This window comes from Okeania sp. KiyG1 (assembly GCF_014132355.1).
Taxonomy (GTDB): Bacteria; Cyanobacteriota; Cyanobacteriia; order Cyanobacteriales; family Microcoleaceae; genus Okeania.
This window is the reverse complement of the sequence record NZ_BLZO01000172.1, coordinates 50450-71566: the sequence shown is the minus strand read 5'-3', so window position 1 is coordinate 71566 and position 21117 is coordinate 50450. Positions and strand designations below refer to the sequence as shown.

Sequence of the window (21117 nt, the reverse complement as noted above, 5' to 3'; positions counted from 1 at the left end):
TATATAAGCAATTCTTTTCCCCTGCAACGCCAAACTCCTGACTCTATATAATTATCCCGATCGACTTGGCTATCAATGTATTTATCTTAATAATTTTTTTCCGCATTTATACTGAATAACTGGCCATTTTATGAATTTTATTAAGCAAAATATCGTATATACATCTGTGTATCTACTGATATAATAGATATATAATTTAAAAATTTTAGTAATTTGATTTGCCATTCATAGCTACCAATGAGTAGCCAAATTTTTAATAAATATGTGCAATTTAAAAGCACAATATAAGAAAAAGCGCCACTTTTCTAGCAAGCTAATCAATCTAGATAATCTTTGATCTCGCTCTACTATCAGGGGATAACTTTTATGAATGCTATACTACTAATTGCCATCAAAAACATAGCTTTCTCAACCCTCACTTTAAGCTTAGGTATCATAACACCAGCAAGAGTGATGGCATTATCTGAAGTTAACCATTACTCTAACTCTAATCATACTTACACAGATGTTGATACCTATGTTTTAAGATCGTCTGTTCTTACAGGATATAAACCAGATGATAATGGTACATCTGGAGACGGTACTAAAGGTGGAGGAGCACGCTAACATTACTTCATTTGCGTTTCCATGGTGGGAAATCGCCTCTACTGACTACTGACTTCATTAAACCCTTGTTCCCTTTGAACGCGGGCATAAAGAAGGCAGGAATCAGAATTCCGTTTCCGTTTGTCATGCTGCGCAAACAGCTCTGCTGCCTTTCCTGATAAGTTTTTCAATTTTACCTTCACCTGCTTACAGTGCTTTTCAAATTGATGAACCATATCTTCACAAGCAAAACTACAGTAGGGACGTTCCATGGAACGTCCCTACTATGCATGAAGGAGATGTCTAATGTTGAAGTAATTTAAGAAATTATAAACAGATATTATATAACCGGATTCTATGTGCAACCCCACCGGATTTGATATAATACCAATTCTCAAAAACTTTCGATCGTAAATTTTTTGAGGGAAAAGCGATAGAACATTTAATCGGAAAAGGGGTCAAAACAGAGTATTTTAATGATGATAAATTAGGTCGGGTATTAGACCAACTGTATGGCACAGGATTAAATCAGATTTTCATGTCTGTGGTGTTAGAAGCAGTCTAGATTCAAGTTCATTTCATGTCCATGGAGATTATCAGAGATACGAGGATGAATAAATGCGAAGATTTAGAACCAAAAACTGTGAGAATAACCTATGGATATTCGAGAGATAAACGACCCGACTTAAAACAATTTCTGATGAATTTAATTTGTACGAACGACGGAGATGTGCCATTGTGGATGAGAATTGGGTCGGGAAATTAATCGGACCAAAAACAATTTGTCAAAGTCATGAAGGAGTTTAAAAATCAGTTAAATTTTGACAGTTTAATGGTGGCAGATAGTGCTTTATATCAATACGAAAATCTACAGTTACTCACAAATATTAAATGGTTAAGCCGAGTCCCGGTTCGTATAAAAGCAGCTCACAAGCTAGTTGAAGAAATAGATGGGTCGGATTTGATCCGAGTCAGATTAAAGGATATAAATATCAAGAAATCTCAAAAAGTTACGGTGGAATTCAACAGAGATGGTTAATAGTTGAAAGTCAACTACGCCGAGAATCAGATTTGAAAAATCTGTAAGTATTCAGCCGTCAGCTATCAGCTATCAGCTATCAGCTATCAGCTATGAGTTATTAACTCATTATCTTGGAAGAAGGAATTAGTAGTCAAGGAGAATTAAAAGTTCTGTTTGCGCAGCATTCGGACCGAAATGAAATATTTCTGTCCGCTAACCTTAGTATTTGCTTGATTCAAATAAAAGCTGATAGCTGTTTGCGCAGCATGACAAACGGAAATGCGAGCTAGCTGAATGCTTACAAAAATCTAGAGAAAAAATCCAGAAAGAACGAGTTGAAGTTAACAAACAACTCCGCAGCTTAAAATCTGAAAAACTTGCTTGTATACCAGATGCAGAAACAGCAACAAGAAAGCTGTTAAAAAACTTTTATATCACTAATTGAAACAAATTAATGTTCAAGAAGTAGACTCGAAATCTGATTCAAATTTTCCTGATGAAATCCAAGTTAAAGTGAGCTTAAGAGAGTCAAAAATAGAACTAGAAAAAAAACAAGCAGGTCGATTTATATTGACAACAAATGTTTTGGATAAGATGGAACTAACTACAGAAGAAATGTTGTCTAAATACAAGGAGCAACAATCTGTTGAGAGGGGTTTTAGGTTTCTCAAAGACCCCCTATTTTTAACTGATAGTATTTTCCTTAAATCCCCTGATCGAATCGAAGCTTTAGAGTTAATTATGGGCTTATGTTTATTAGTTTACGCCTTATACCAATTTGAAAAAAGAATGTTACGAATAGTAAGAGGAATAAAAAGACAAATGCAGGATATGTCCTTTGACAAAAAGAATGATTTATGACCTTAAAAATGGTATTAAAGCTATTAATTATGACTCCTGACTCCTGACTCCTGACTCCTAAGAAATATCCTAGCTATTTGTAGCAAATATTTATCAATTTGGTATTAGGGCAACGTCAACTGCGTCAAACTTTAAACCGGACTAAATCTACTGTAAAAAATCAATTAGGTTGCCCTACTAATAGACCAACTTTACGCTGGATATTTCAATGTTTTCAGTCGATTCATTTATTGATTAATTCTGGAGTTAAGAGCATATCTAATTTAACTCCAGAACGTGAGCGAATTATTAAAGTTTTTTCCTCCAAGTTGTCAAAGATACTATCTACTCAGTGGAAAAACTTGAGACCAAAGCAGGTAGAGCATGAAAATAATCAACAATTGAATAATAGTATAAAGTTCAGTAATTCGTAGCTCCCCCGGAGGGAGCACACGATATTATCTGGCTGAAAAATCCCGCGTTGTCGCATAAGCACAACGTCGGGAGTATGTCAATCAAGTATTCAAGTATTACATAGCAGCATGGAAAATTGACTAATGCCGGAGAGTTTAGTCTATGCTAATCTTAGTCGTATGAACCAGTATTCAATCTATAGTCACCTTCAATATAAACATCAGCAGGTGGAGTCACTGTAAAATTTTCAAGGTTAGCTTCTAAAAGATTTTTCTGTCTTTCAGTTAGATCGGGAATTGCTAGTACATCCTCCACATTTTCGTAAGGAGCATTATCTACTATCATCGAAGCTATAGTTGGAAACATTCCCCGGTATTTCCGAAAGCTTCGTAAAGGACTATTGTTAAGATCGAGCTTCTCTCCAATCTCTCCTAATTTTCTGTCTGCCTTGTTAACCCTTCCAGATTCTACTGCTAGAATTGATGTTGAAGGCCATATACTTAAACTTAAGTTACCTGCATAAGCTTGATGGTATGGCATTAATCCTACACAACCTAGACATAACCCTAATATTGCTAGCAGTAAGCCTATTTGTTTCATTATTCTATTTCTCCTCATCTATTGATATACACAGTAGGGTAAAAATTAAACTGTAGAAATTTAAACAGTTTACTTAATTGTTAGTGGGTTAATCAAGTAATTACTGCATGATGCAGCTTACTATTCTCCAGACTCAGAAAGTCTATGAAAATAATTTTTCTACTTGTCGGTTTTCACTGCTTAAAAGTCTCGCAAATTATCTCTTCCTTGCTCTAATCCTATAGAAACTTTGGGAGATATATTTTTGTCCAACAAGACAAATTTAGTCATAGACTATTAAGCAGTTCTGAGAAACCTACAACTATCTGTAAAAATCTATGATTTTCGCGCTAGCCTGTTCTATTTCTGCTTCATTCTGGCAGTGTCGGCACTCACCAGTCCACAGAGCGTCACGGACGAACTACCCGCTATAGCTAGATTTAAACTAGCATTCAAGTCTCGCTTCACAGGTGAAACTACAATCTTCACACTTCATAACACGCTCTAACAAAGACAGAGAATGTAAAACATTCCCGCAGCTAGAGCAAGTTTTAGAGCTAGGAAACCATCTATCAACAATTATTTTTGCTTTTTCTCCCAGTTATCTTATCATGCTGTGTTGCAGTTAATTCCAAGGCTTTTGATGTTAACGATCTACGGATATGTCCCATAGTAAGAAATATCGTGGGATATTAAACCACACAGTTTTTTCTTGAGTTTATACATTTGGCACATCTATAATCTAAGCTTTTGCTTGACGGATCGTAACTATATGGATGGAAAAACCATAATTTCTACATCTGAAAAGTTATGGTTGATTTGATCTAAAACAAATTTTTATTTTTTGCAGAGAACAATTTTTTGCCCAAAAAGTGTTGAGATTATTAAAAGTACCACCATAAGTAATAATTGGACTATCATAGCCTTTCAGATTTACTTGATACTGCTTAAATATTTGATGCACATTTTCTAGATCGCAAATATACTGATAAGTACCTTCTCCCAAAGCAATATCCATACCAATTTCTTTAGTAGATGATTCTAGGCGAAATGCTGCATTTACAGTATCTCCCAAAGCAGTATAGTCCGAGCGTTCGCTACTACCAGCATTACTCACCATTGCATAACCTGTATTTATTCCTGCTCCTACCCTTAAAGGAAACGGTAAAGGGTATGTCCTACTTAGTTCTGTTGTTACTTCATATAAATCTTGGAGAGCTTGAAAAATACGAATCATTTCTACACTACTAACTCCGTCAGCTCCATGAAACCAAACAGCCATAATAGCATCACCAATATATTTATCTACCCAACTTCCATTCTTCCTAATAATATCCCCTGCTTGTCGAAACCAACTACCAATAACTTCAGACAATACTCTCTCGTCCAGTTTTCTGGTCAGCACTGTAAAATCTCGGATATCCATTACCATCACTGATATTAGGCGACGAACATGTAAGGTAGATGTAAAATCTTGAGAATCACCATCTATGCCAGACTCTGTGTCCATTACTAGGTCTGGACAATTAAATTCTAGTTCTGTTTGACCAAATAGTAGGCGATCGGAATCCTTTAAGACCACAGGAATACTAACACGACGACTATTTACAAAAGAACCATTACGACTGCCTAAGTCAATCAGATAAAAATCTCCTTTGTCCATCTTTTGTATCATGGCATGGTTACGGGATATCCATTTATCAGTCAGGACAAAAGTGTTATCTCTACCTCTACCAATAGTCCAACAATTACTTCCTACTAGAGGTAGGTAGCGATCGCCTGCTTCGGTACGAAGGAGCATATGAGGAGGTTGCAAAATCACGACAGTGGCACTCACGGTAACACAAGTTTAGAGCTTGTGTGAATTCTCTATTTAACTAAATATATTAGTAATAATTAGTTATAAACTTATTGTCCCTAAAATAGCATAGGTTTTTACAGGATTATTACTGAGTTCTACTTCTCATGCACCCCCTCTGACTATCTTACTTATATTTATTAGGCTAAACAAGCAGCTAATAGAAATAGACTGTCCACTAAAATTGTACTTAATACTGCTGCTCCAAACGCCCAAAAGTATAATTTTCTTGATTGCAAAGGTAGAATACCAAAAAGCAATAGAACTCCCACTAAAACAAATATCCAAGTTATTCCCCAGGAAGTACGCACTTGAGTTAAAGCATCTTGGAATACTTCTAAGGCCATATCTGGTTCAACAATCATTAATCGTCGCCAATAAGGAATAAGGCCAGTTATGTAGAAGTATCCGTCTGTAACTGCTGTACCTAGTAGAGAACCAAGGTAAAAACAGTTACCTATCATTTCTTTTTTGTGCGCCAAACACCACAAAGCAAAAGGTACACATATCGCTTCAACTGGTAAATGGAGTAGTGGTTCCTCTCGTAGCCAACCCCAGTAGATTGAGCCTGTGAACCAACTCCAAGTAAATCCCAATAATAGATCGCCCCATATATGGGTATCTCTATCTTTAAGTAGTTTTAAACTTAGCCATAACCAAAAGCCTGTCATAGCCAAACTTAACCAAGGTAGTTGACGTACCATTGGAGCTTGAAAAAAGACTGGCACTGACACTAGAAATATGGCAGTACAAAACACAGCCCATTTTTGGTTGATTCTAATTTTTTCAGCAACGCCGAAAAAGAAATTTGTCCCCAATTTTTCTGGGTAAAGCATTGTGAATTTAGCAAATAAAGTATTATTCAACAAGGTATTTTTAAAATTTTTTACTTAACTTTATGTAATTTAATATATCATACATATTTATTATCCCCTCCTGGGGCATTTTTATAATAATAGCTATTTTATCCCCTCCTAGGGATTTTTAGGAAGAGTTAACAATAAATAAAAATCATAAGGAATCAAGAGTTTTGAGGAGTGAACACTCAAAAAAGTGGTAATACTTCTGATGCTATAATCAAGCAATAGTTCTACTTAAGACCCTACGGAGTCAACAACCCAGCGCTAATTCTCAAGGAATATAGCGTGGGCTTTTTTAAGCCCTAGTTGACCAGACTCAGGAATTAACTTTCCTACGTTTTGATCGTCATGGTACCTTCTGGATGCGTCGCTAGTCCCTAGCTCTACCGTTAGTCATTAAACATTTTTAGAGGGTTAAGAAAGTGTGGCTAGCCTAACAAGCGATTAAAACATTGTCGTTCGCGCAGCGTCTCCCTTGGGAGAAGCGAACCTTACCCTAGCAATAGGAGAACACACCAATTGTGCGTGTATTTGTACTTAACAAAAACCGACAACCTCTAGACCCCTGTAAACCAGCCAGAGCTAGAATTTTACTCAGGACTGGCAAAGCTAAAGTTCTACGTCGATACCCTTTGACAATCATTTTGACTGAGGAGGTAAATGAACCAATTACTCACAACCATCAACTAAAAATAGACCCCGGAGCGAAAATAACTGGTTTAGCAATTGTTCAAAACAACAGAATAATCTGGGGAGCTGAACTTATTCACAGAGGGTTTAACTTGCGAGATAGTCTAACCAAACGTAGAACTTTAAGACGTTCCCGTAGAAATCGCCAAACTCGTTATCGTCAGCCAAGATTCCTGAATAGAAAAAGGCCAAAGGGGTGGCTACCCCCTAGTTTAATGTCAAGAGTACAAAATATCTTGAGTTGGGTTAATAAGCTAACTAGATTCTGTCCAATTACAGGTATATCTCAAGAGTTAGTTAGGTTCGACACTCAGAAATTAGAAAACCCCGAAATTTCAGGTGTTGAGTATCAACAAGGTACACTTTTTGGTTACGAAATTCGGGAATATCTACTCGAAAAATGGCATCGTAAATGCGCTTATTGTGGTGCGACGGATACCCAGTTAGAAATAGAACACATTGTTCCTAAATCTAAAGGTGGTTCAAACCGAGTTTCTAATCTTGCTATTTCCTGTCATAGCTGCAATCAGGCCAAGTCTAATCAAGAAGTTGAGCAGTTCTTATCTGGAAAGCCCAATGTTCTGCAACGGATTTTATCTCAAGCTAAGAAGCCACTCGCTGATGCAGCAGCCGTAAATGCAACTTGGTGGAAGTTGTACAACGAATTAAAGTTAACTGGACTACCTGTAGAAGTGGGCAGTGGTGGGTTAACAAAATTCAATAGGTGTAGTCAAAACCTGCCTAAGACTCATTGGCTAGATGCAGCTTGTGTGGGTACTTCTACTCCCGAGCAGCTAATTATCAAGGATGTGAAAAAACCTTTAATTGTCACCGCTACAGGACATGGCTCACGTCAGATGTGTCGTACTGACAAGCATGGATTTCCAGTTCGTTATGTCCCCCGATTCAAGTTGGTTAAAGGATATCAAACAGGAGATATGGTCAAAGCTGTTGTGACTAAAGGTAAGAAACAAGGTGTCTATGTAGGGAGAGTTGCTGTACGCACTACAGGTAGTTTCAACGTCAAAACCAACAATGGTTTAGTACAAGGAATTAGCCACAAATATTGTCAACCTATTCACAAAAAGGATGGCTACGCTTATGTTTAATCGATTGGATATTTTAGGGAAATTGGCCTATAGAAAATATCCGCCGTTTCCTCCCGACGTTGATGCCAAAGCAAACAACGCGGGTTTCCACGGAGGTGCTTGATGAATATTTTTCAAGCAGTTATTCTAGGGATGGTACAAGGGTTAACAGAATTTTTACCCATTAGTAGTACCGCTCACCTCAAGATTGTTCCTGTCGCCCTGGGTTGGGGAGACCCTGGTGTGGCTTTTACTGCTGTGATTCAATTGGGCAGTATTTTTTCAGTTGTTTGGTATTTTTGGCAGGACTTGACAAAGATTGCGGTTGGTGCATATAAATCTATAGTGACATCCGATTACCAGTCTCCAGATTTCCGCATGGCAGTTGGAATAGGACTGGGAACTATACCGATAGTATTTTTGGGTTATTAATTAAAATATTTATTCCAGATTTTGATAACTCGCCCTTGCGGAGTACAGTGTCGATCGCTATTGCTTCAATAGTTATGGCTTTATTATTAGGAATAGCAGAGAAAATTGGCAGTCGAAAACGTAATTTTGAACAACTAGATGTTAAAGATGGCATACTCATGGGATTAGCTCAAGCATTGGCATTAGTCCCCGGGGTATCTCGCTCTGGCTCAACTATTACAGGCGGCCTATTTATGGGGTTAGAAAGGGCTACAGCAGCAAAATTTTCTTTTTTATTGGGTCTTCCAGCGATTACTTTAGCAGGTTTAGTTGAACTTAAGACTTTATTGGATGAAGGTTTTGGAGGTGTAGGTTTAGTACCTACTATTGCTGGAATTATATCTGCAATAATTTTTTCTTACATAGCAATTGCTTGGTTGATTAAATACTTACAAACAAAAGATACATGGATATTTGTTTGGTATAGATTAGCTTTTGGGGTATTCATCTTAGTGGCGATCGCTGGTGGTGTAATTTGAAGAAGGAAGAAGGAAGAAGGAAGAGGGAAGGACTGAAGTTTGGAAATAATGGATAGGGACAACTTCAACAATTAAAAATTACCTCAGAGTAGTATAAAAATTATGATAATTACTCATTGCTACAAAATTAAGCCCACTCCTGAACAGTCAATCAAAATTGATTATTGGCTAGAACACCTGCGAAGGCATTACAATTATGCGTGATAGCCAAAGACATGATTGGTTAAATAGAACTAGATGTCAAGTTGACCGTTGCTCACTAATTTCATGCCCTATTGGTGAAATTTCTAGTAGGCCAGATTATTATTTTCAGCAATCAGCACTTAAGCAAACAAAAAAGTTATTTCCTGACTACAAAGAAATATCCATACGAAGTTCAACAAATTAACTTACAAAGACTAGATAAAGCTTGGAAACGTTTCGGCTAAGAGCCGACATGAAAGGCTAATACCTGACAAAAAGGGTAAACGTGGAGGACGACCAAGATTTAAAAAATCAGGAAAGTTAAGGTCATTTTGTTTCAGTAGAGTTAATCATTCCAAAGCAGTAATTAAATTTGATGGAAAACAAATAATTACTACGAGGTTTGGTGCGATTCGAGTCATAGTTCATAGACCAATTCCAGATGCTTTTACAATTAAAACTGCAACTATAACCAAAAAAGCGAGTGCGTAATTCTGGGGTTTCCCCAGAATGTAAGACGCACTCAAGACGCTGATGGTTATTATATAAGTTTTAGCCTGGAAGATAAATCAGTACCTAGCCTAATTTCTACAGAAAATATCAAAACTGCTGTAGGCATTGATGTAGGGTTAAAAGAATTTTTGACTACTAATACTGGTGAGACTGTTTCTGTACCTAAATTCTATAGAAAGTCTCAATCCAATTTAGCAAGAAAGCAAAAAAAAGTATCTAGAAAAAAAATAGGGTCTAACAACTGGAGGGTAGCACAAAATAGAATAGCTAGACTACATCAACATATAGCTAGACAAAGAGAAGATTTTCACTATAAGACTGCTCATAAATTAGTTAAAGGATATGACCTAATTTCCGTTGTAGACGCGGAGCGGCGCGCCGAAGGCAGATCTGAGTATCAAAGGTTTAGCTAGAAACACAAAACTTTCAAAATCAATTTATGATGTAGGTAAATAATGAATAATGAATAATGAATAATGAATAATGAATAATGAATAATGAATGATATCAAATCTGTTGGCTTCACAGTAGTATAATTCTGTCGATCATCATACAATCGGCAAGGAAAAATGGCCATTCGCCCCTACAATATAGACTCTGAATCTTTAAAGATTAAATAACACCGATGCTACCGGATTTGATATGATTCTTTAATAATTAATTATTAATTATTAATTATTAATTATTTAAGGTGTTCATGTAAGTAGGGGCGAATGGCCATTCGCCCGTACATCCTCACAATACATCACATGCATTGTAGTCGTTGTGGTCAGAAAGTACCTAAAACTTTATCAGTTAGAACTCACTCTTGTCCTAAATGTAAAACAGTTTTAGATAGAGATGAGAATGCAGCAATTAACATATTAAATAAAGCACTAAACGAGGTGGGTATCATCTTGTCTGCTTGTGGAGGCTTAGATGTTAATCAGCCTGCGTTTCGCTCCGCGACATGTAACGCGCAGCGTTGCGCCAGCACTCGCAAGAAACTTCTTTGTTTGAGAAGCTCCCGTTATAATCTTCGATTTAACGGGAGAGAACTTCACGAATTCCTTAGATGGGGAGTTATGCTACAAGAAACAAAAAAACTTAGGACATGGCCTGAATGATATAGTCAAAGTAAGGAGCAGCTTCCTGAACATCTTCATCATCAAGTAAAGCAAGAGAAGCTTCCTTCAAACAACGAATTGACTCTACCATTCCAGGAACTGGTACACCCAATGAGTTGTACATTTCCCTAACACCAATCAAACCAATACTTTCAATTGGATCTTTATCACCAGCTAGTACCCCATAAGTAATCAAACGCAAGTACCAACCATAATCCCGGAGGCACAAGGCACGCTCGCGTTGACCAAAAGCATTACCGCCAGGGGCAATAAAATCTGGACGCCTGCGCCACAACTCTTGACTAGCTTTGTCCACAATTTTTTTCTCATTTTCGGAAAGCAGGGTAGCGATACGCACGCGCTGCTCGCCTGTTTTTAAAAAAGTATTTATGGCTTGAAGTTCCCCACTACTGGGGTAACGTAATTCATCGTCTGCTTTGAGAATAACTTGGCTAACTACACTCATAATTATCAAAAAATTTCAGAATTATATTTCATTTTAGCTATTGACGACCTTTCTCAGTCATCAAATTTGAGGGATTTAATTTGAGAGATTTATTGGTATTTTTGAATAGCGGATATTAATTAAGAGTCAGGAGTTAGGAGTCAGAAGTCGGAAGTCAGGAGTCAGGAGTCAGGAGTCAGGAGTCGGGAATTTAGAGCAAGAAACAGGGAGTAGGAAGTTATACCATTTCTCACGCAAGAATGCTATGTATGATTGGGTGGGGACCCACCCTCGCCCCTCCCTCCGGTGGAGGGGAAGTGTGGAAGTGTGGGAGGTGGGGAGGGGTTAAAAGTAGGAAAAATCTATACTAACCCACTAATAATTGTCAAAAAAGACTTTGAATCTTGATAAATCTTTGACTGTTGAAGTATCACTGAAGTATAGCATTACTTTTAGGAATTGGTATTAGGAGTTCGGAGTCGGGAATTTAGAAAGGTAGAAAATTATTTTTCTTACCTTTAATTAATGACTAAAATGATTTTGCTAATTAATGATTTTTAATAAAAAATCATAGGCGATTTGAAATAATTAATCTTGGCAAGTAAAAGTAATATGATGCTCGGATAATAAGCTATTAATCAAATTATCGGATTAAAAGTTTTCCTTGCTTTACTCCCAATTTCATAAATTGGTTCTATATAAATATATTGCGAAGTTATCGTAGTCAAAGGAAAGGCTAGGACAGATCAAAAACTTAAAACTCAGACAAGTTACTGGTGTACAAGTAGTGATTTTTTTAGTTTTGTTTCTGACAATGAAAGGGGTTTTCTTATAAATATCACTACATCTACAGGACTACCCTCAGACAACACAATATTTTTTCTTATTCCTTCCTTCTGCTATATGAGATAAACTTAATATGGGTTATACATGACTCTAAAATAAATTTTGTAGACAAAATAAATGAGTGAATATCAATAATCAAAACTTGGCTACACTACCTTTTGACATCTTCCCCGGCCTAAAGGCACGGGGATTCCTACCGAGCCTTAGCTCCTCGGCGGGTTGACGTTTTGCTTCGCATAGCTGTCGCTAACACAGGCTGCTGCTACCTTGGCGGTAGTCTTACGCTTGCCTCCACGTCCGTTTAGAGTCTCGGACTGCCCGCCCGCGACTAATATATTTATTGCTGCATTTTCATCACGGTCATGCTTTGCACCACAATTCAAACATTCCCACTCCCTCACTGAAAGCTCTAACTTTCCACCTTTAAATCCACAACATGAACAAGTTTGAGATGTTGCTTCCCAACGACTAATTACTCTAAAATCACGACCGTATTTTTCAGCCTTTCCTTCTAACAGTGTCCTAAATTGTCTCCAACCTAAATCAGAAATTGCTCTGGATAATTTACGGTTTTTAACCATTCCTGAAACATTCAAGTCTTCTAAAACAATTGTTTGGTTTTCACAAATTATTTTAGTAGACAATTTATGTAGAAAATCTGTTCTTGTATCTTTCAGTTTAGCGTGAAATTTAGCTATTCTTAGCCTAGCTTTTTCATAACGGTTTGACCCCCTAGTTTTATTCGACAATGACTTACTTAACTTTCTATACTTCTTAATTCGTTTTTTGAGCGGTTTAGGAGCATCAACCTTTGTACCATCGCTCAATGTAGCAAAAGTTTTGATACCTAAATCTATACCTACTGAATTCTCAGTTTGAGGTAAGATTTCGGCACAAGTTTCTACTACAAAACTCAGAAAATATCTATTAGCTGAATCTTTGATTACTGTTACTGATGATGGAGCAGCAGGTAAATCTCTTGACCAAACTATTTTTAGTTTCCCAATTTTAGCTAAATAAACTTTATGTTGACCAAGTTTAAAACCACCCTTTCTAAACCTAGCAGTTTGCTTTGATTTTCTAGTTTTAAACTTCGGAGGCTTTATAGGTCTGCCTTTCTGTTGACCTTTGGTTGATTTAAAAAAATTTTGTAGGGGCGAACGGCCGTTCGCCCCTACGGTTTAAATCATTTAAAGATTGTTGTAATGGTATATTAGAAACTTCCGATAACCACTCTCTATCTTCAGTATTTTTAGCTTGAGTAATAAAAAGCTTTTGTAGCTCGGAGTTAGTTGGTTTCTTCTCTCCTAATTTATACTTTTCTTGGCAGCAAGCTAGACTATCATTCCAAACAACACGTTCACGAAGTGTTGCGACAGCAAACACAACCAAATAGCTTGGCCAATCGGTGCTTTTGTCCTGATGTTGGATATATACGATACTTAAATCTAGATTTCATAACCAACCGAAAGAAATTAACAATATGATAACATATTTTCTATACTTAAATCTAGATTTCATAACCTGATGAAAGAAACTAACAATATGATAACATATTTTCTATAGACAAAAATCAACTAAAAAGTCGCCCTAGAAGGGCGAGGCTTGAAACCCAATTTTTCGGTCAACAAGGTCAAATTGTGGAAATAACTATTACAGACTTAACAGATAGCGGTGATGGAGTGGGTCGCTACGGTCAAAAAGTCATATTTGTGCCTGATACAGTTCCTGGCGATCGCCTACTTACTCGTCTAACAGCAGTCAAACCAAAGTATGCTTATGGGAAATTACACCAACTCCTAGAAGCATCGAAATATCGCATAAAACCCCATTGTATAGTTGCAGACAAATGCGGTGGTTGTCAATGGCAGCATATTAGTTATGAATATCAGCTCCAAGCTAAACAAAATCAAGTTATTCAAGCTTTAAAGAGAATAGGGGGGCTAACATTATCAGCAGTAGATACAACTCTAGCATCTCCAGCGGCTTTTGGATATCGCAATAAAGCTACATATCCTTTAAGTATTTCTACTACGGGTCAAGTTAAAGCTGGCTATTATCAAAAAGGTAGCCATAAAGTAATTAATCTAAATCAATGTCCTATCCAAGACCAACGCTTGAACCCTTTACTCAAAGAAGTAAAACAGGATATTACTGGGCAAGGCTGGAAAATATATGATGAACAGAAACATACAGGTATCTTACGCCACTTATCTTTGAGGATAGGTAACAACACAGGGGAAATATTGTTGACTTTGGTTGTAAATGTAGAGGAGGAAAAAACAAAAGAGTTATTACCAGGTATTGAAGTTCAAGCACAAAAATGGCTGGAAGATTATTCTCGGTTAGTAGGTGTTTGTGTAAACTACAACTCCAAGGCAACAAATACTATTTTTGGTCAACAGACTGTTTGTATTGCTGGTCGGTTGTATCTAAACGAAGAGTTTAGTGGTTTAAATTTTCAATTGACTCCGGATACTTTTTTTCAGGTAAATACAAAGACTGCTGAAAAATTAATAGAGGTAGTGATTCAAGAGTTGGCATTGAATGGATCGGAGATTATTGTTGATGCTTATTGTGGAATTGGTACTTTCACTTTACCTCTAGCAAAATATTTGCAGCAAGTGGGTGTTTGTGATAACGACTCTATGGAAATAGCGGGTGAGGAGTTGTTACAAATGGGGGGAAGAAAGGGTCTGGTCGTTGGTATAGAAGTTCAATCAGTGGCCATAAAACAGGCTCAGTTTAATGCTGAAACTAATCACTTGACAAATGTCATGTTTTATGAAGGAAAAGTTGAAGATTTACTGCCTCAGTTGGAGGTAAAGCCAGATGTGGTTTTGTTAGACCCGCCGAGAAAAGGTTGCGATCGCTCTGTTTTAGAAACTCTTTTACAAATTCTACCTGAACGTATAGTTTATATTAGTTGTAAACCTGCTACCTTGGCTCGCGATTTGAAATTTCTATGTTCGACAGGTAAGTATGAGTTGAGAAAAGTACAACCTGCAGACTTTTTTCCTCAAACTGCTCATGTCGAATGTGCTGCATTTTTAGTAAAGACTTCTTGCAGGCGTTGATAAATTAGTGCATGATATTAATCTTAACTACTTAGGAGTCAACCCACCCCTAACCCCGACCGTGGAGCAGGGTTGTTTCAATAAGAGCGAAAAACAGAGAAAGAGATAGAAATATGGGTATAAATGGTAAATTTTGGCACACATAGTCAGGATTTAGGCAAAATTTCTCAATTATTCTTGAAGGTCAAAAATACGAATTGTTGTAATTTGAGCCAATTGAATTAGATATTTAGCCAGAGTTTAACCATACTCCAACACTAAAAAATCGGCAAATTTAGGCAAATGCGTGGTAAATTTTCCTATTCCCCTACCCCCTCATCTCCTGTTCTCCTTAAATCGTTAACTTACGATACTTTGAAACAGCCCTGCGACCGTGGAGGGGAGGTGAAGTCAGGAGTAAACCCACCCCCAACCCCGACCGTGGAGGGGAGAAAGAAGAAGAAACCCCGAGTAGAAGGATAAAGTTTTTTGGTCGCGTAAAGGTCATGGACTTCTATAGCGCTCTTATCCGGACATGATATCATACCTCAAATTACCAACGCCTTCTTGCACAAGTCAGGGAGTAGGGAATAGGGAATAGGGAGATGAAGTTGTTGATTTTATATCTTAATATCCCACATTCGGCACATCAATTTGTAACATACAAAGTAGAATTTTTTATTGAGAGGGGACGAGAGCTTGAAAACCACGTTTTTAAAAGCGTGGATGAAAAGTGAATGGGCGACTTCATTCCTTGCAAAAATACCTCTTTTTTCCTTGACATTTCCTAAGTAATAAGACTTCTGGATGGAATTTATCAGAGAATAGGAAAGCAATTACTTTTTCAGACAAGAAAAATATAGGTACTTTAAAATTGATTGGTACTTATGATTTAAACCTACATTCCGCACGACAAAATGTAGTACATAAAGAGGGAAAACTTGAGTAAGTATTTAGACTTATAGTATGGGGTAGGAGGCGATCGCAAATCCACCCTAAATTTTTCTGAAGTGATATAGGCTCAAAAGTCTATCTGAAAAGCTTTTTAACTTGTAATTACTCCTATGGTACTCCATAAATGCCTGATATAATAATATGAGTTGCTTAAAGTTACTAATGGACATCTTCAAAAACTGCCAAAGTCCCTCTATCACTTGAGCGATCGCGAAGCGGAACGAAGTTCTATCGCATCTTAATCATTGCCAAGTGCTTAATTTTACACCACTATTCAATGGTTGATTATTTTGGCGCTTTACTTACTTTTGTCTCAAGTTTCTCAACTAAGCAGATAGTATCTTTGACAACTTGGAGGAAAAAACTTCAATAACTCTAAACGCTCATCAGTGAGATTAGATATGCTCTTAACTCCAGAATTAATCAATAAATGAATTGACTGAAAACATTGAAATATCCAGCGTAAAGTTGGTCTATTAGTAGGGCGACCTAATTGATTTTTCACATGAGATTTAGTCCGGCTTAAAGTTTGACGTAGTTGACGCTGGCCTAAAGTATAAACTAATAAACATAAACCCATAATTAACCCCAAAGCTTCGATTCTATGGGGTGATTTCAGAAAGACACTATCGGTTAAAAATAGGGGATCTTTGAGAAACCTAAAACCTCTCTCAACCGATTGTTGTCCCTTGTATTTAGACAACATTTCTTCTTTTGTTAATTCCATTCTATCCAAGACATTTGTTGCCAATATAAATCGACCTGCTCGTTTTTTTTCTAGTTCTATTTTTGACTCTCTTAAGCCCACTTTAACTTGGACTTCATAAGAAAAATCTGATTCAGATTTCGACTCTACTTCTTGAACATTAATTTGTGTTATAGCGCTGTGCGCAGCTCATCTGGCAACAGGCAACAGGCAACAGGGGGAATAAAAGGCTGATAATATAAGACTTTTAGCTATTGGACATCTCCTGTAATTTGTAAATATGCCAGCGCACATTGCTATAATTCGTGATATAAAAACTTTTTTAACAGCTTTCTTGTTGCTGTTTCTCCATCTGGTTGACAAGCAAATTTTTCAGATTTTAAGGTGCGGAGTTTTTTGTTAACTTCAACTCGTTCTTTCTGGATTTTTTTCTCTAGGTTTTTCAAATCTGATTCTCGGCGCAGTTGGCTTTCAACTACTAACCATCTCTGTTGAATTCCTCCGTAAGTTTTTGATAGTTCTTGATAGCTATATCCTTTAATATGACTGGGATTCAAATCATCACCATCTATTTCTTCAACTAGCTTATGAGCTGCTTTTATACGAACAGGGACTCGGCTTAACCATTTAATATTTGTTAGTAACTGTAAATTTTCTTGGGTATATAAAGCACTATCTGCCACCATTAAGCTGTCAAAATTTAACTGATTTTTAAACTCTTTCATGGCTTGCAAAAATTGTTTTTGGTCAGATTCATTTCCAGACCCAATTCTCATCCACAATGGTACATCTCCATCGTTTGTACAAATTAAATCCATCATAAATTGTTTTAAATCAGGTCGTTTATCTCTTGAATATCCATAGGTTATTCTGACAGTTTTTGGCTCTAAATCTTCCGTGGATTCATACTCAAGTGTATGATAATCTCCATGAACATGAAATGAAGTAGAGTCTAGGTGAACTGTGCTTGTTTCTAGTTGATAAATTTTCACTGCTTCTAACACCACAGACATGAAAATCTGATTTAATCCTGTGCGATAAAGTTGGTCTAATACTCTTCCTAATCTGTCATCGTTAAAATACTCTGCTTTCACCTCTTGTCCGATTAAATGTTCTATTGCTTTCCCCTCAAAAAATCGACTAAATAAGTATAATGGAGAGGAAACTAATCCCAACCCATTTAAAAGCATTCCTTTTACAGCTTGACCCCCTGTTATTTTTTCTGGTAGCTGTTCTCCAAGTAATAGATTAATTTTCTTTTCTATACCAATTTCATCAATAATTCCCGCTACCAATCCTAGATGATCTAGGTTACTTACTTCTATTGACATTTTCTCCTCTTTTTTGATCTTCACCTCTTGTCTAGAATTATAGTTTGAGGTTTTTTTTTCTTGAGTCTAAATACTTACTCAAGTTTTGCCACCTTTGCGTACTACATTTTGTCGTGCGGAATGTGGGTTTAAACTATTATCAACTCAACCAAATAAAACGAGTAAGGTTGGTTAAACGTGAGTCGCGGTTATTATGCTCAGTTTGCTATTCAAAATAGATTTAAAAATTGTAGGGGCGATTCGCGAATCGCCCCTACCAACAGGAAAAGCCGTCGGTTTAGATGTAGGAATTAAATATTTCTTGATAATATCATGTCCGGTTGAATACTGATAAATAAACAACTGAGGAGTCATATCAAATCCGTTTAATTCGGTATAAAAAAATGTTCTATCTTCAACAATTACCAAATATTTCTTGATCTCCCCTAACCCCATCTCTCCATCTCCCTACCTCCCCATCTCCCCAACCTCCCCACACTCCCCACCCTTTAATTACACCGATGCTACCGGATTTGATATCAGGAGTAGGGGCTAATGGCATTCGCCCCTACAGGAGTCAGGAGGGAAGAAAGAAGCAAGAAGAGAGAACCAGAAGAAAGAAGAAGAAGAGGAAAAGGAGAAAGTTTTTTTATCACTAATTATCCGGACATCATATAACTATAATAATCTCAACTAAACTATATAAAAATAATTAACTACCCTAGATTCTCCATTTACATTCTAGTAAATCTAGAAAAATAATTGAATACGATCCGGAAAGCTGCTCTTGAGAATGGGAAAATAGAATGTAATTATGCTCATAATAGAGGCACAAAAATATTAAAAATGATTAACTTTCAACCACAGCCAATAAAAGCAAAATTAAGTAAATATAAATTTATGCAATCATATTTTCCTATATATATAGTTTTAGATGAAAATCTGCCATATTCTCAGAATTTTGCTGCTTGGTTAGAAGCTAAAATTGTCATTCCTGATTTAACTACTCCTATCAATGAAACTTTGCCATTTTTGCTAGAAGCGTTGCAAATAACTTTGGAAAGTGAAGGCGACCCTCAAAAAATTTACCCTCTAATTGTAGAAAATCTTGATTTATTAGAACCTCATTTAATATACGTTTTACGCAAGTGGGCGAAGCAAGTTTTTCCTAACATTTGTCAAAGTAGAGCAACTACAATTGCTAGTGCATTAGTAAACTTTAGTAGGATTATTTGGGCACTACCAGATGGAGACTCTGATGTTAATTTAGAAATTGCTTTAGCTTGCTGCGAGTTAGCTTTGGAAGTATTTAATTTTAATGATTTTCCCTATGAATGGGCAATAGTTAATAACAATCTAGCTGTAATTTATCAGACTCGCTGTTATGGAAATTATACCCATAATCTAATTAAATCTCTGGAACATTATTTACAAGCAAAATTAGTATTTCCAGAGCAAAATTTACCTCAACAATGGGCAGTAGGAAAGCGAAACTAGAAGTTATAAGTCAAAAGTTAAAAATCAGATTTTGTAGAGCTACAAAAATTTGATGCTACAGTAATTTCAAGAAATTATATCATGTCCGAACGCAATCGCTTGTCTAAACCCAAGGGTGGATATATATATGAAATTTAAGTTTTTTTCTGGCTCCTAAACCTTCCTGCTTCTTCCCTCTTCCTTCTTCCTTACCTTGGTGCTTACCGAAAAATTGTAGTTGAAAGCCTCCTCTTTTAAGGGGATAAAAAGAAAAAATTTCCTTTGAGTTAATCCTATCCGTTTTAAAGGAGAGGTAATAATTAATTATTAATTATTAATTATTAATTATTGAAAATACCGATGCTACCAGACATGATATTACCGAACTGAGTTTTATTTACTATCAAGAAAAGAAAACTGAGCAAAACTTAACTCATTAACTTTATTCCAATTAAAAACTTGCTCTCTAAATTTTTTCCACTGCTGATAAACTTCCTTGAAACTCCCATTTTGACTAGCACTTTCCTCATAAAATTCAAAAGCAGCCTTCTGAGCAGCTTGCATAATTTCTGGGCTAAAAGCTCTCAACTGAACATCTTTTTCAATCAATCTAGCTAAAGCCTCACGATTCAAAGCATCATATTGAGTCAACATATTCAAATTAGCCTCATAAGCAGCAGTCTGAAAAATTTCCTGATATTCTCTTGGTAACTTTTTCCAAGCATCCAAATTAACCAATAAATCTAAAGTTGGACCAGGTTCCCACCAGCCAGGATAATAATAGTATTTTGCTGCTCTATATAAACCCAATTTTTCATCATCATAAGGTCCACTAAATTCAGCCGCATCAATAGCTCCTCGCTCCAAAGCCAAATAAACTTCCCCACCAGGTAACACCTGCACATTTACCCCCAACTTACTCATCACATCGCCCCCTAAACCAGGGATACGCATTTTTAAACCATTAAGATCGGCTACAGTATTAATCTCTCGCCTAAACCAACCACCCATTTGCGCTCCAGTATTACCAGCAGGAAAGTTGATAATATTAAACTGAGCATAAACATTTTGGATAGCTTCTAGACCCCCGCCATGATATAGCCAAGCATTTTGTTGTTGGGCAGTAAAGCCAAAAGGAACAGAAGTAGCAAACACCAGAGCAGGATTTTTGCCTTTATAGTAATAACTAGGAGTATGACCACACTGTACAGTTCCCTGTTGCACGGCATCCAAAACTTCCAACCCTCCCACTATTTCACCAGCTTGATAAGGAGTAATAGTAAATCTGCCATTGGTCAAAGCTGCTACGCGATCGCAAACTTTCTGCACTCCACCAAACAAAGTATCAAGAGATTTTGGCCAACTCGTTGTCATTCTCCATTTTATCTGTTGTGGTTCAGTTTGACTCAATGCAGGTAAAGCAACTGCACTTGTAGCAGCAACAGTAGCATAACTAATTAGATTTCGACGTTTCATTATTTATTTATGTGTTATTTATTGATAGCAACTACCAAAGGGGTTAATATCAAGCGTGAAAAAAGAATTTTACAAAACTCTATTTATAGGGAACACTTAACTGCGAATAGGCAACAGGTAATAGGCAAAAGAGATTTGTAGCAAACATTTATCAAACTGGT

24 protein-coding genes and 4 pseudogenes are annotated in these 21117 nt (G+C 36.7%); 15 read left to right on the top strand and 13 right to left on the bottom strand.

The genetic code is table 11. The features are described from left to right. Nucleotides 1-450 precede the first annotated feature (450 nt). Nucleotides 451-606: a hypothetical protein gene (locus SAGCYANO_RS46665; protein ID WP_237397093.1), complete on the top strand. Its 156-nt coding sequence runs from the start codon at nucleotides 451-453 to the stop codon at nucleotides 604-606. Between the two features lie 38 nt (nucleotides 607-644). On the opposite strand, the gene SAGCYANO_RS38260 is transcribed toward SAGCYANO_RS46665, so the two are convergent. Further along, nucleotides 645-857, bottom strand: a complete 213-nt coding sequence (locus tag SAGCYANO_RS38260) for a hypothetical protein (RefSeq protein ID WP_202224795.1) — start codon at nucleotides 855-857, stop codon at nucleotides 645-647. Between the two features lie 152 nt (nucleotides 858-1009). Between SAGCYANO_RS38260 and SAGCYANO_RS51075 the strand changes: the two are divergent. The 5 genes and pseudogenes from SAGCYANO_RS51075 to SAGCYANO_RS38235 all read left to right on the top strand — a co-directional run. Then, a pseudogene (locus tag SAGCYANO_RS51075) lies at nucleotides 1010-1150 on the top strand (DUF4277 domain-containing protein); the annotation flags it as partial. 45 nt (nucleotides 1151-1195) lie between these two features. Beyond that, a complete protein-coding gene (locus tag SAGCYANO_RS38250; protein WP_202224794.1) occupies nucleotides 1196-1351 on the top strand; it encodes a hypothetical protein in 156 nt (51 codons plus the stop codon). Nucleotides 1352-1378: 27 nt separating this feature from the next. Next, nucleotides 1379-1624: a hypothetical protein gene (locus tag SAGCYANO_RS38245; RefSeq protein ID WP_202224793.1), complete on the top strand. Its 246-nt coding sequence runs from the start codon at nucleotides 1379-1381 to the stop codon at nucleotides 1622-1624. Between the two features lie 423 nt (nucleotides 1625-2047). Further along, on the top strand, nucleotides 2048-2467 hold the full coding sequence (locus tag SAGCYANO_RS38240; RefSeq protein ID WP_375340074.1) for an IS1634 family transposase: 420 nt from the start codon (nucleotides 2048-2050) through the stop codon (nucleotides 2465-2467). Nucleotides 2468-2571: 104 nt separating this feature from the next. Further along, nucleotides 2572-2812: pseudogene (locus SAGCYANO_RS38235) on the top strand (IS1634 family transposase); the annotation flags it as partial. A gap of 219 nt (nucleotides 2813-3031) precedes the next feature. Here SAGCYANO_RS38235 and psbU read toward each other — a convergent pair. The 5 genes from psbU to SAGCYANO_RS38215 form a co-directional block, all read right to left on the bottom strand. Then, a complete protein-coding gene (gene psbU, locus SAGCYANO_RS38230) occupies nucleotides 3032-3460 on the bottom strand; it encodes a photosystem II complex extrinsic protein PsbU (RefSeq protein WP_202224791.1) in 429 nt (142 codons plus the stop codon). Nucleotides 3461-3799: 339 nt separating this feature from the next. Next, a complete protein-coding gene (locus SAGCYANO_RS48560; protein ID WP_255502863.1) occupies nucleotides 3800-3928 on the bottom strand; it encodes a hypothetical protein in 129 nt (42 codons plus the stop codon). Beyond that, nucleotides 3885-4019, bottom strand: coding sequence for a zinc ribbon domain-containing protein (locus SAGCYANO_RS51070; RefSeq protein WP_375340075.1), 135 nt, complete (start codon nucleotides 4017-4019; stop codon nucleotides 3885-3887). The genes SAGCYANO_RS48560 and SAGCYANO_RS51070 overlap by 44 nt, the downstream gene beginning before the upstream one ends. Nucleotides 4020-4247: 228 nt before the next feature. Beyond that, nucleotides 4248-5240 carry an adenylate/guanylate cyclase domain-containing protein gene (locus tag SAGCYANO_RS38220; RefSeq protein WP_202224809.1) on the bottom strand — a complete coding sequence of 331 codons (993 nt, stop codon included), beginning with the start codon at nucleotides 5238-5240 and terminating at the stop codon, nucleotides 4248-4250. A gap of 197 nt (nucleotides 5241-5437) precedes the next feature. After that, the gene (locus SAGCYANO_RS38215; RefSeq protein WP_375340073.1) at nucleotides 5438-6163 is read right to left on the bottom strand and encodes a DUF3120 domain-containing protein; all 726 of its coding nucleotides are present in this window, start codon (nucleotides 6161-6163) and stop codon (nucleotides 5438-5440) included. Nucleotides 6164-6678: 515 nt separating this feature from the next. Between SAGCYANO_RS38215 and iscB the strand changes: the two genes are divergently transcribed. The 6 genes and pseudogenes from iscB to SAGCYANO_RS46660 all read left to right on the top strand — a co-directional run bounded on the left by iscB (nucleotide 6679) and on the right by SAGCYANO_RS46660 (nucleotide 10687). Beyond that, entirely contained in the window at nucleotides 6679-7956 is a 1278-nt protein-coding gene (gene iscB, locus SAGCYANO_RS38210; RefSeq protein ID WP_202224790.1) for an RNA-guided endonuclease IscB, read from the top strand. 102 nt (nucleotides 7957-8058) lie between these two features. Further along, a pseudogene (locus tag SAGCYANO_RS38205) lies at nucleotides 8059-8885 on the top strand (undecaprenyl-diphosphate phosphatase). Between the two features lie 102 nt (nucleotides 8886-8987). Continuing rightward, nucleotides 8988-9089, top strand: coding sequence for a helix-turn-helix domain-containing protein (locus SAGCYANO_RS51065; RefSeq protein ID WP_202224789.1), 102 nt, complete (start codon nucleotides 8988-8990; stop codon nucleotides 9087-9089). Then, a complete protein-coding gene (locus SAGCYANO_RS38195) occupies nucleotides 9082-9273 on the top strand; it encodes a hypothetical protein (protein WP_202224788.1) in 192 nt (63 codons plus the stop codon). Before SAGCYANO_RS51065 ends, SAGCYANO_RS38195 begins: the two co-directional genes overlap by 8 nt. A 286-nt stretch (nucleotides 9274-9559) precedes the next feature. Next, nucleotides 9560-9994 (top strand): RNA-guided endonuclease TnpB family protein, encoded by a 435-nt coding sequence (locus SAGCYANO_RS38190; protein WP_202224807.1) that lies wholly within the window; start codon nucleotides 9560-9562, stop codon nucleotides 9992-9994. Nucleotides 9995-10294: 300 nt separating this feature from the next. Next, nucleotides 10295-10687: a zinc ribbon domain-containing protein gene (locus SAGCYANO_RS46660; RefSeq protein ID WP_307786291.1), complete on the top strand. Its 393-nt coding sequence runs from the start codon at nucleotides 10295-10297 to the stop codon at nucleotides 10685-10687. On the opposite strand, the gene SAGCYANO_RS38180 is transcribed toward SAGCYANO_RS46660, so the two are convergent. The 4 genes from SAGCYANO_RS38180 to SAGCYANO_RS49725 form a co-directional block, all read right to left on the bottom strand. Next, nucleotides 10668-11153 (bottom strand): allophycocyanin subunit alpha-B, encoded by a 486-nt coding sequence (locus tag SAGCYANO_RS38180; RefSeq protein ID WP_202224787.1) that lies wholly within the window; start codon nucleotides 11151-11153, stop codon nucleotides 10668-10670. The genes SAGCYANO_RS46660 and SAGCYANO_RS38180 overlap by 20 nt on opposite strands. A 1028-nt stretch (nucleotides 11154-12181) precedes the next feature. Continuing rightward, nucleotides 12182-13084 (bottom strand): RNA-guided endonuclease TnpB family protein, encoded by a 903-nt coding sequence (locus SAGCYANO_RS38175; RefSeq protein WP_202224806.1) that lies wholly within the window; start codon nucleotides 13082-13084, stop codon nucleotides 12182-12184. Between the two features lie 31 nt (nucleotides 13085-13115). Further along, a complete protein-coding gene (locus SAGCYANO_RS49730) occupies nucleotides 13116-13364 on the bottom strand; it encodes a hypothetical protein (RefSeq protein WP_202224786.1) in 249 nt (82 codons plus the stop codon). Continuing rightward, nucleotides 13339-13437, bottom strand: coding sequence for a helix-turn-helix domain-containing protein (locus SAGCYANO_RS49725; RefSeq protein ID WP_202224785.1), 99 nt, complete (start codon nucleotides 13435-13437; stop codon nucleotides 13339-13341). Before SAGCYANO_RS49725 ends, SAGCYANO_RS49730 begins: the two co-directional genes overlap by 26 nt. A 181-nt stretch (nucleotides 13438-13618) precedes the next feature. Between SAGCYANO_RS49725 and rlmD the strand changes: the two genes are divergently transcribed. Then, nucleotides 13619-15055 carry a 23S rRNA (uracil(1939)-C(5))-methyltransferase RlmD gene (gene rlmD / locus SAGCYANO_RS38160; RefSeq protein ID WP_237397092.1) on the top strand — a complete coding sequence of 479 codons (1437 nt, stop codon included), beginning with the start codon at nucleotides 13619-13621 and terminating at the stop codon, nucleotides 15053-15055. Between the two features lie 1255 nt (nucleotides 15056-16310). Here rlmD and SAGCYANO_RS51060 read toward each other — a convergent pair. Together SAGCYANO_RS51060 and SAGCYANO_RS38140 are read right to left on the bottom strand one after the other, a co-directional pair. Further along, nucleotides 16311-18025, bottom strand: a pseudogene (locus tag SAGCYANO_RS51060) (IS1634 family transposase). Nucleotides 18026-18419: 394 nt separating this feature from the next. After that, nucleotides 18420-18566 (bottom strand): hypothetical protein, encoded by a 147-nt coding sequence (locus SAGCYANO_RS38140; RefSeq protein WP_202224782.1) that lies wholly within the window; start codon nucleotides 18564-18566, stop codon nucleotides 18420-18422. On the opposite strand from SAGCYANO_RS38140, the gene SAGCYANO_RS48555 reads away from it, so the two are divergent. Next, nucleotides 18560-18682, top strand: coding sequence for a hypothetical protein (locus tag SAGCYANO_RS48555; protein ID WP_255502862.1), 123 nt, complete (start codon nucleotides 18560-18562; stop codon nucleotides 18680-18682). The genes SAGCYANO_RS38140 and SAGCYANO_RS48555 overlap by 7 nt on opposite strands. A gap of 84 nt (nucleotides 18683-18766) precedes the next feature. Beyond that, nucleotides 18767-19501: a hypothetical protein gene (locus tag SAGCYANO_RS38135; protein ID WP_202224781.1), complete on the top strand. Its 735-nt coding sequence runs from the start codon at nucleotides 18767-18769 to the stop codon at nucleotides 19499-19501. A 372-nt stretch (nucleotides 19502-19873) separates the two neighbouring features. Here SAGCYANO_RS38135 and SAGCYANO_RS38130 read toward each other — a convergent pair whose 3' ends face one another. Next, nucleotides 19874-20956, bottom strand: a complete 1083-nt coding sequence (locus SAGCYANO_RS38130; RefSeq protein ID WP_202224780.1) for a TRAP transporter substrate-binding protein — start codon at nucleotides 20954-20956, stop codon at nucleotides 19874-19876. Between the last annotated feature and the right edge of the window lie 161 nt (nucleotides 20957-21117).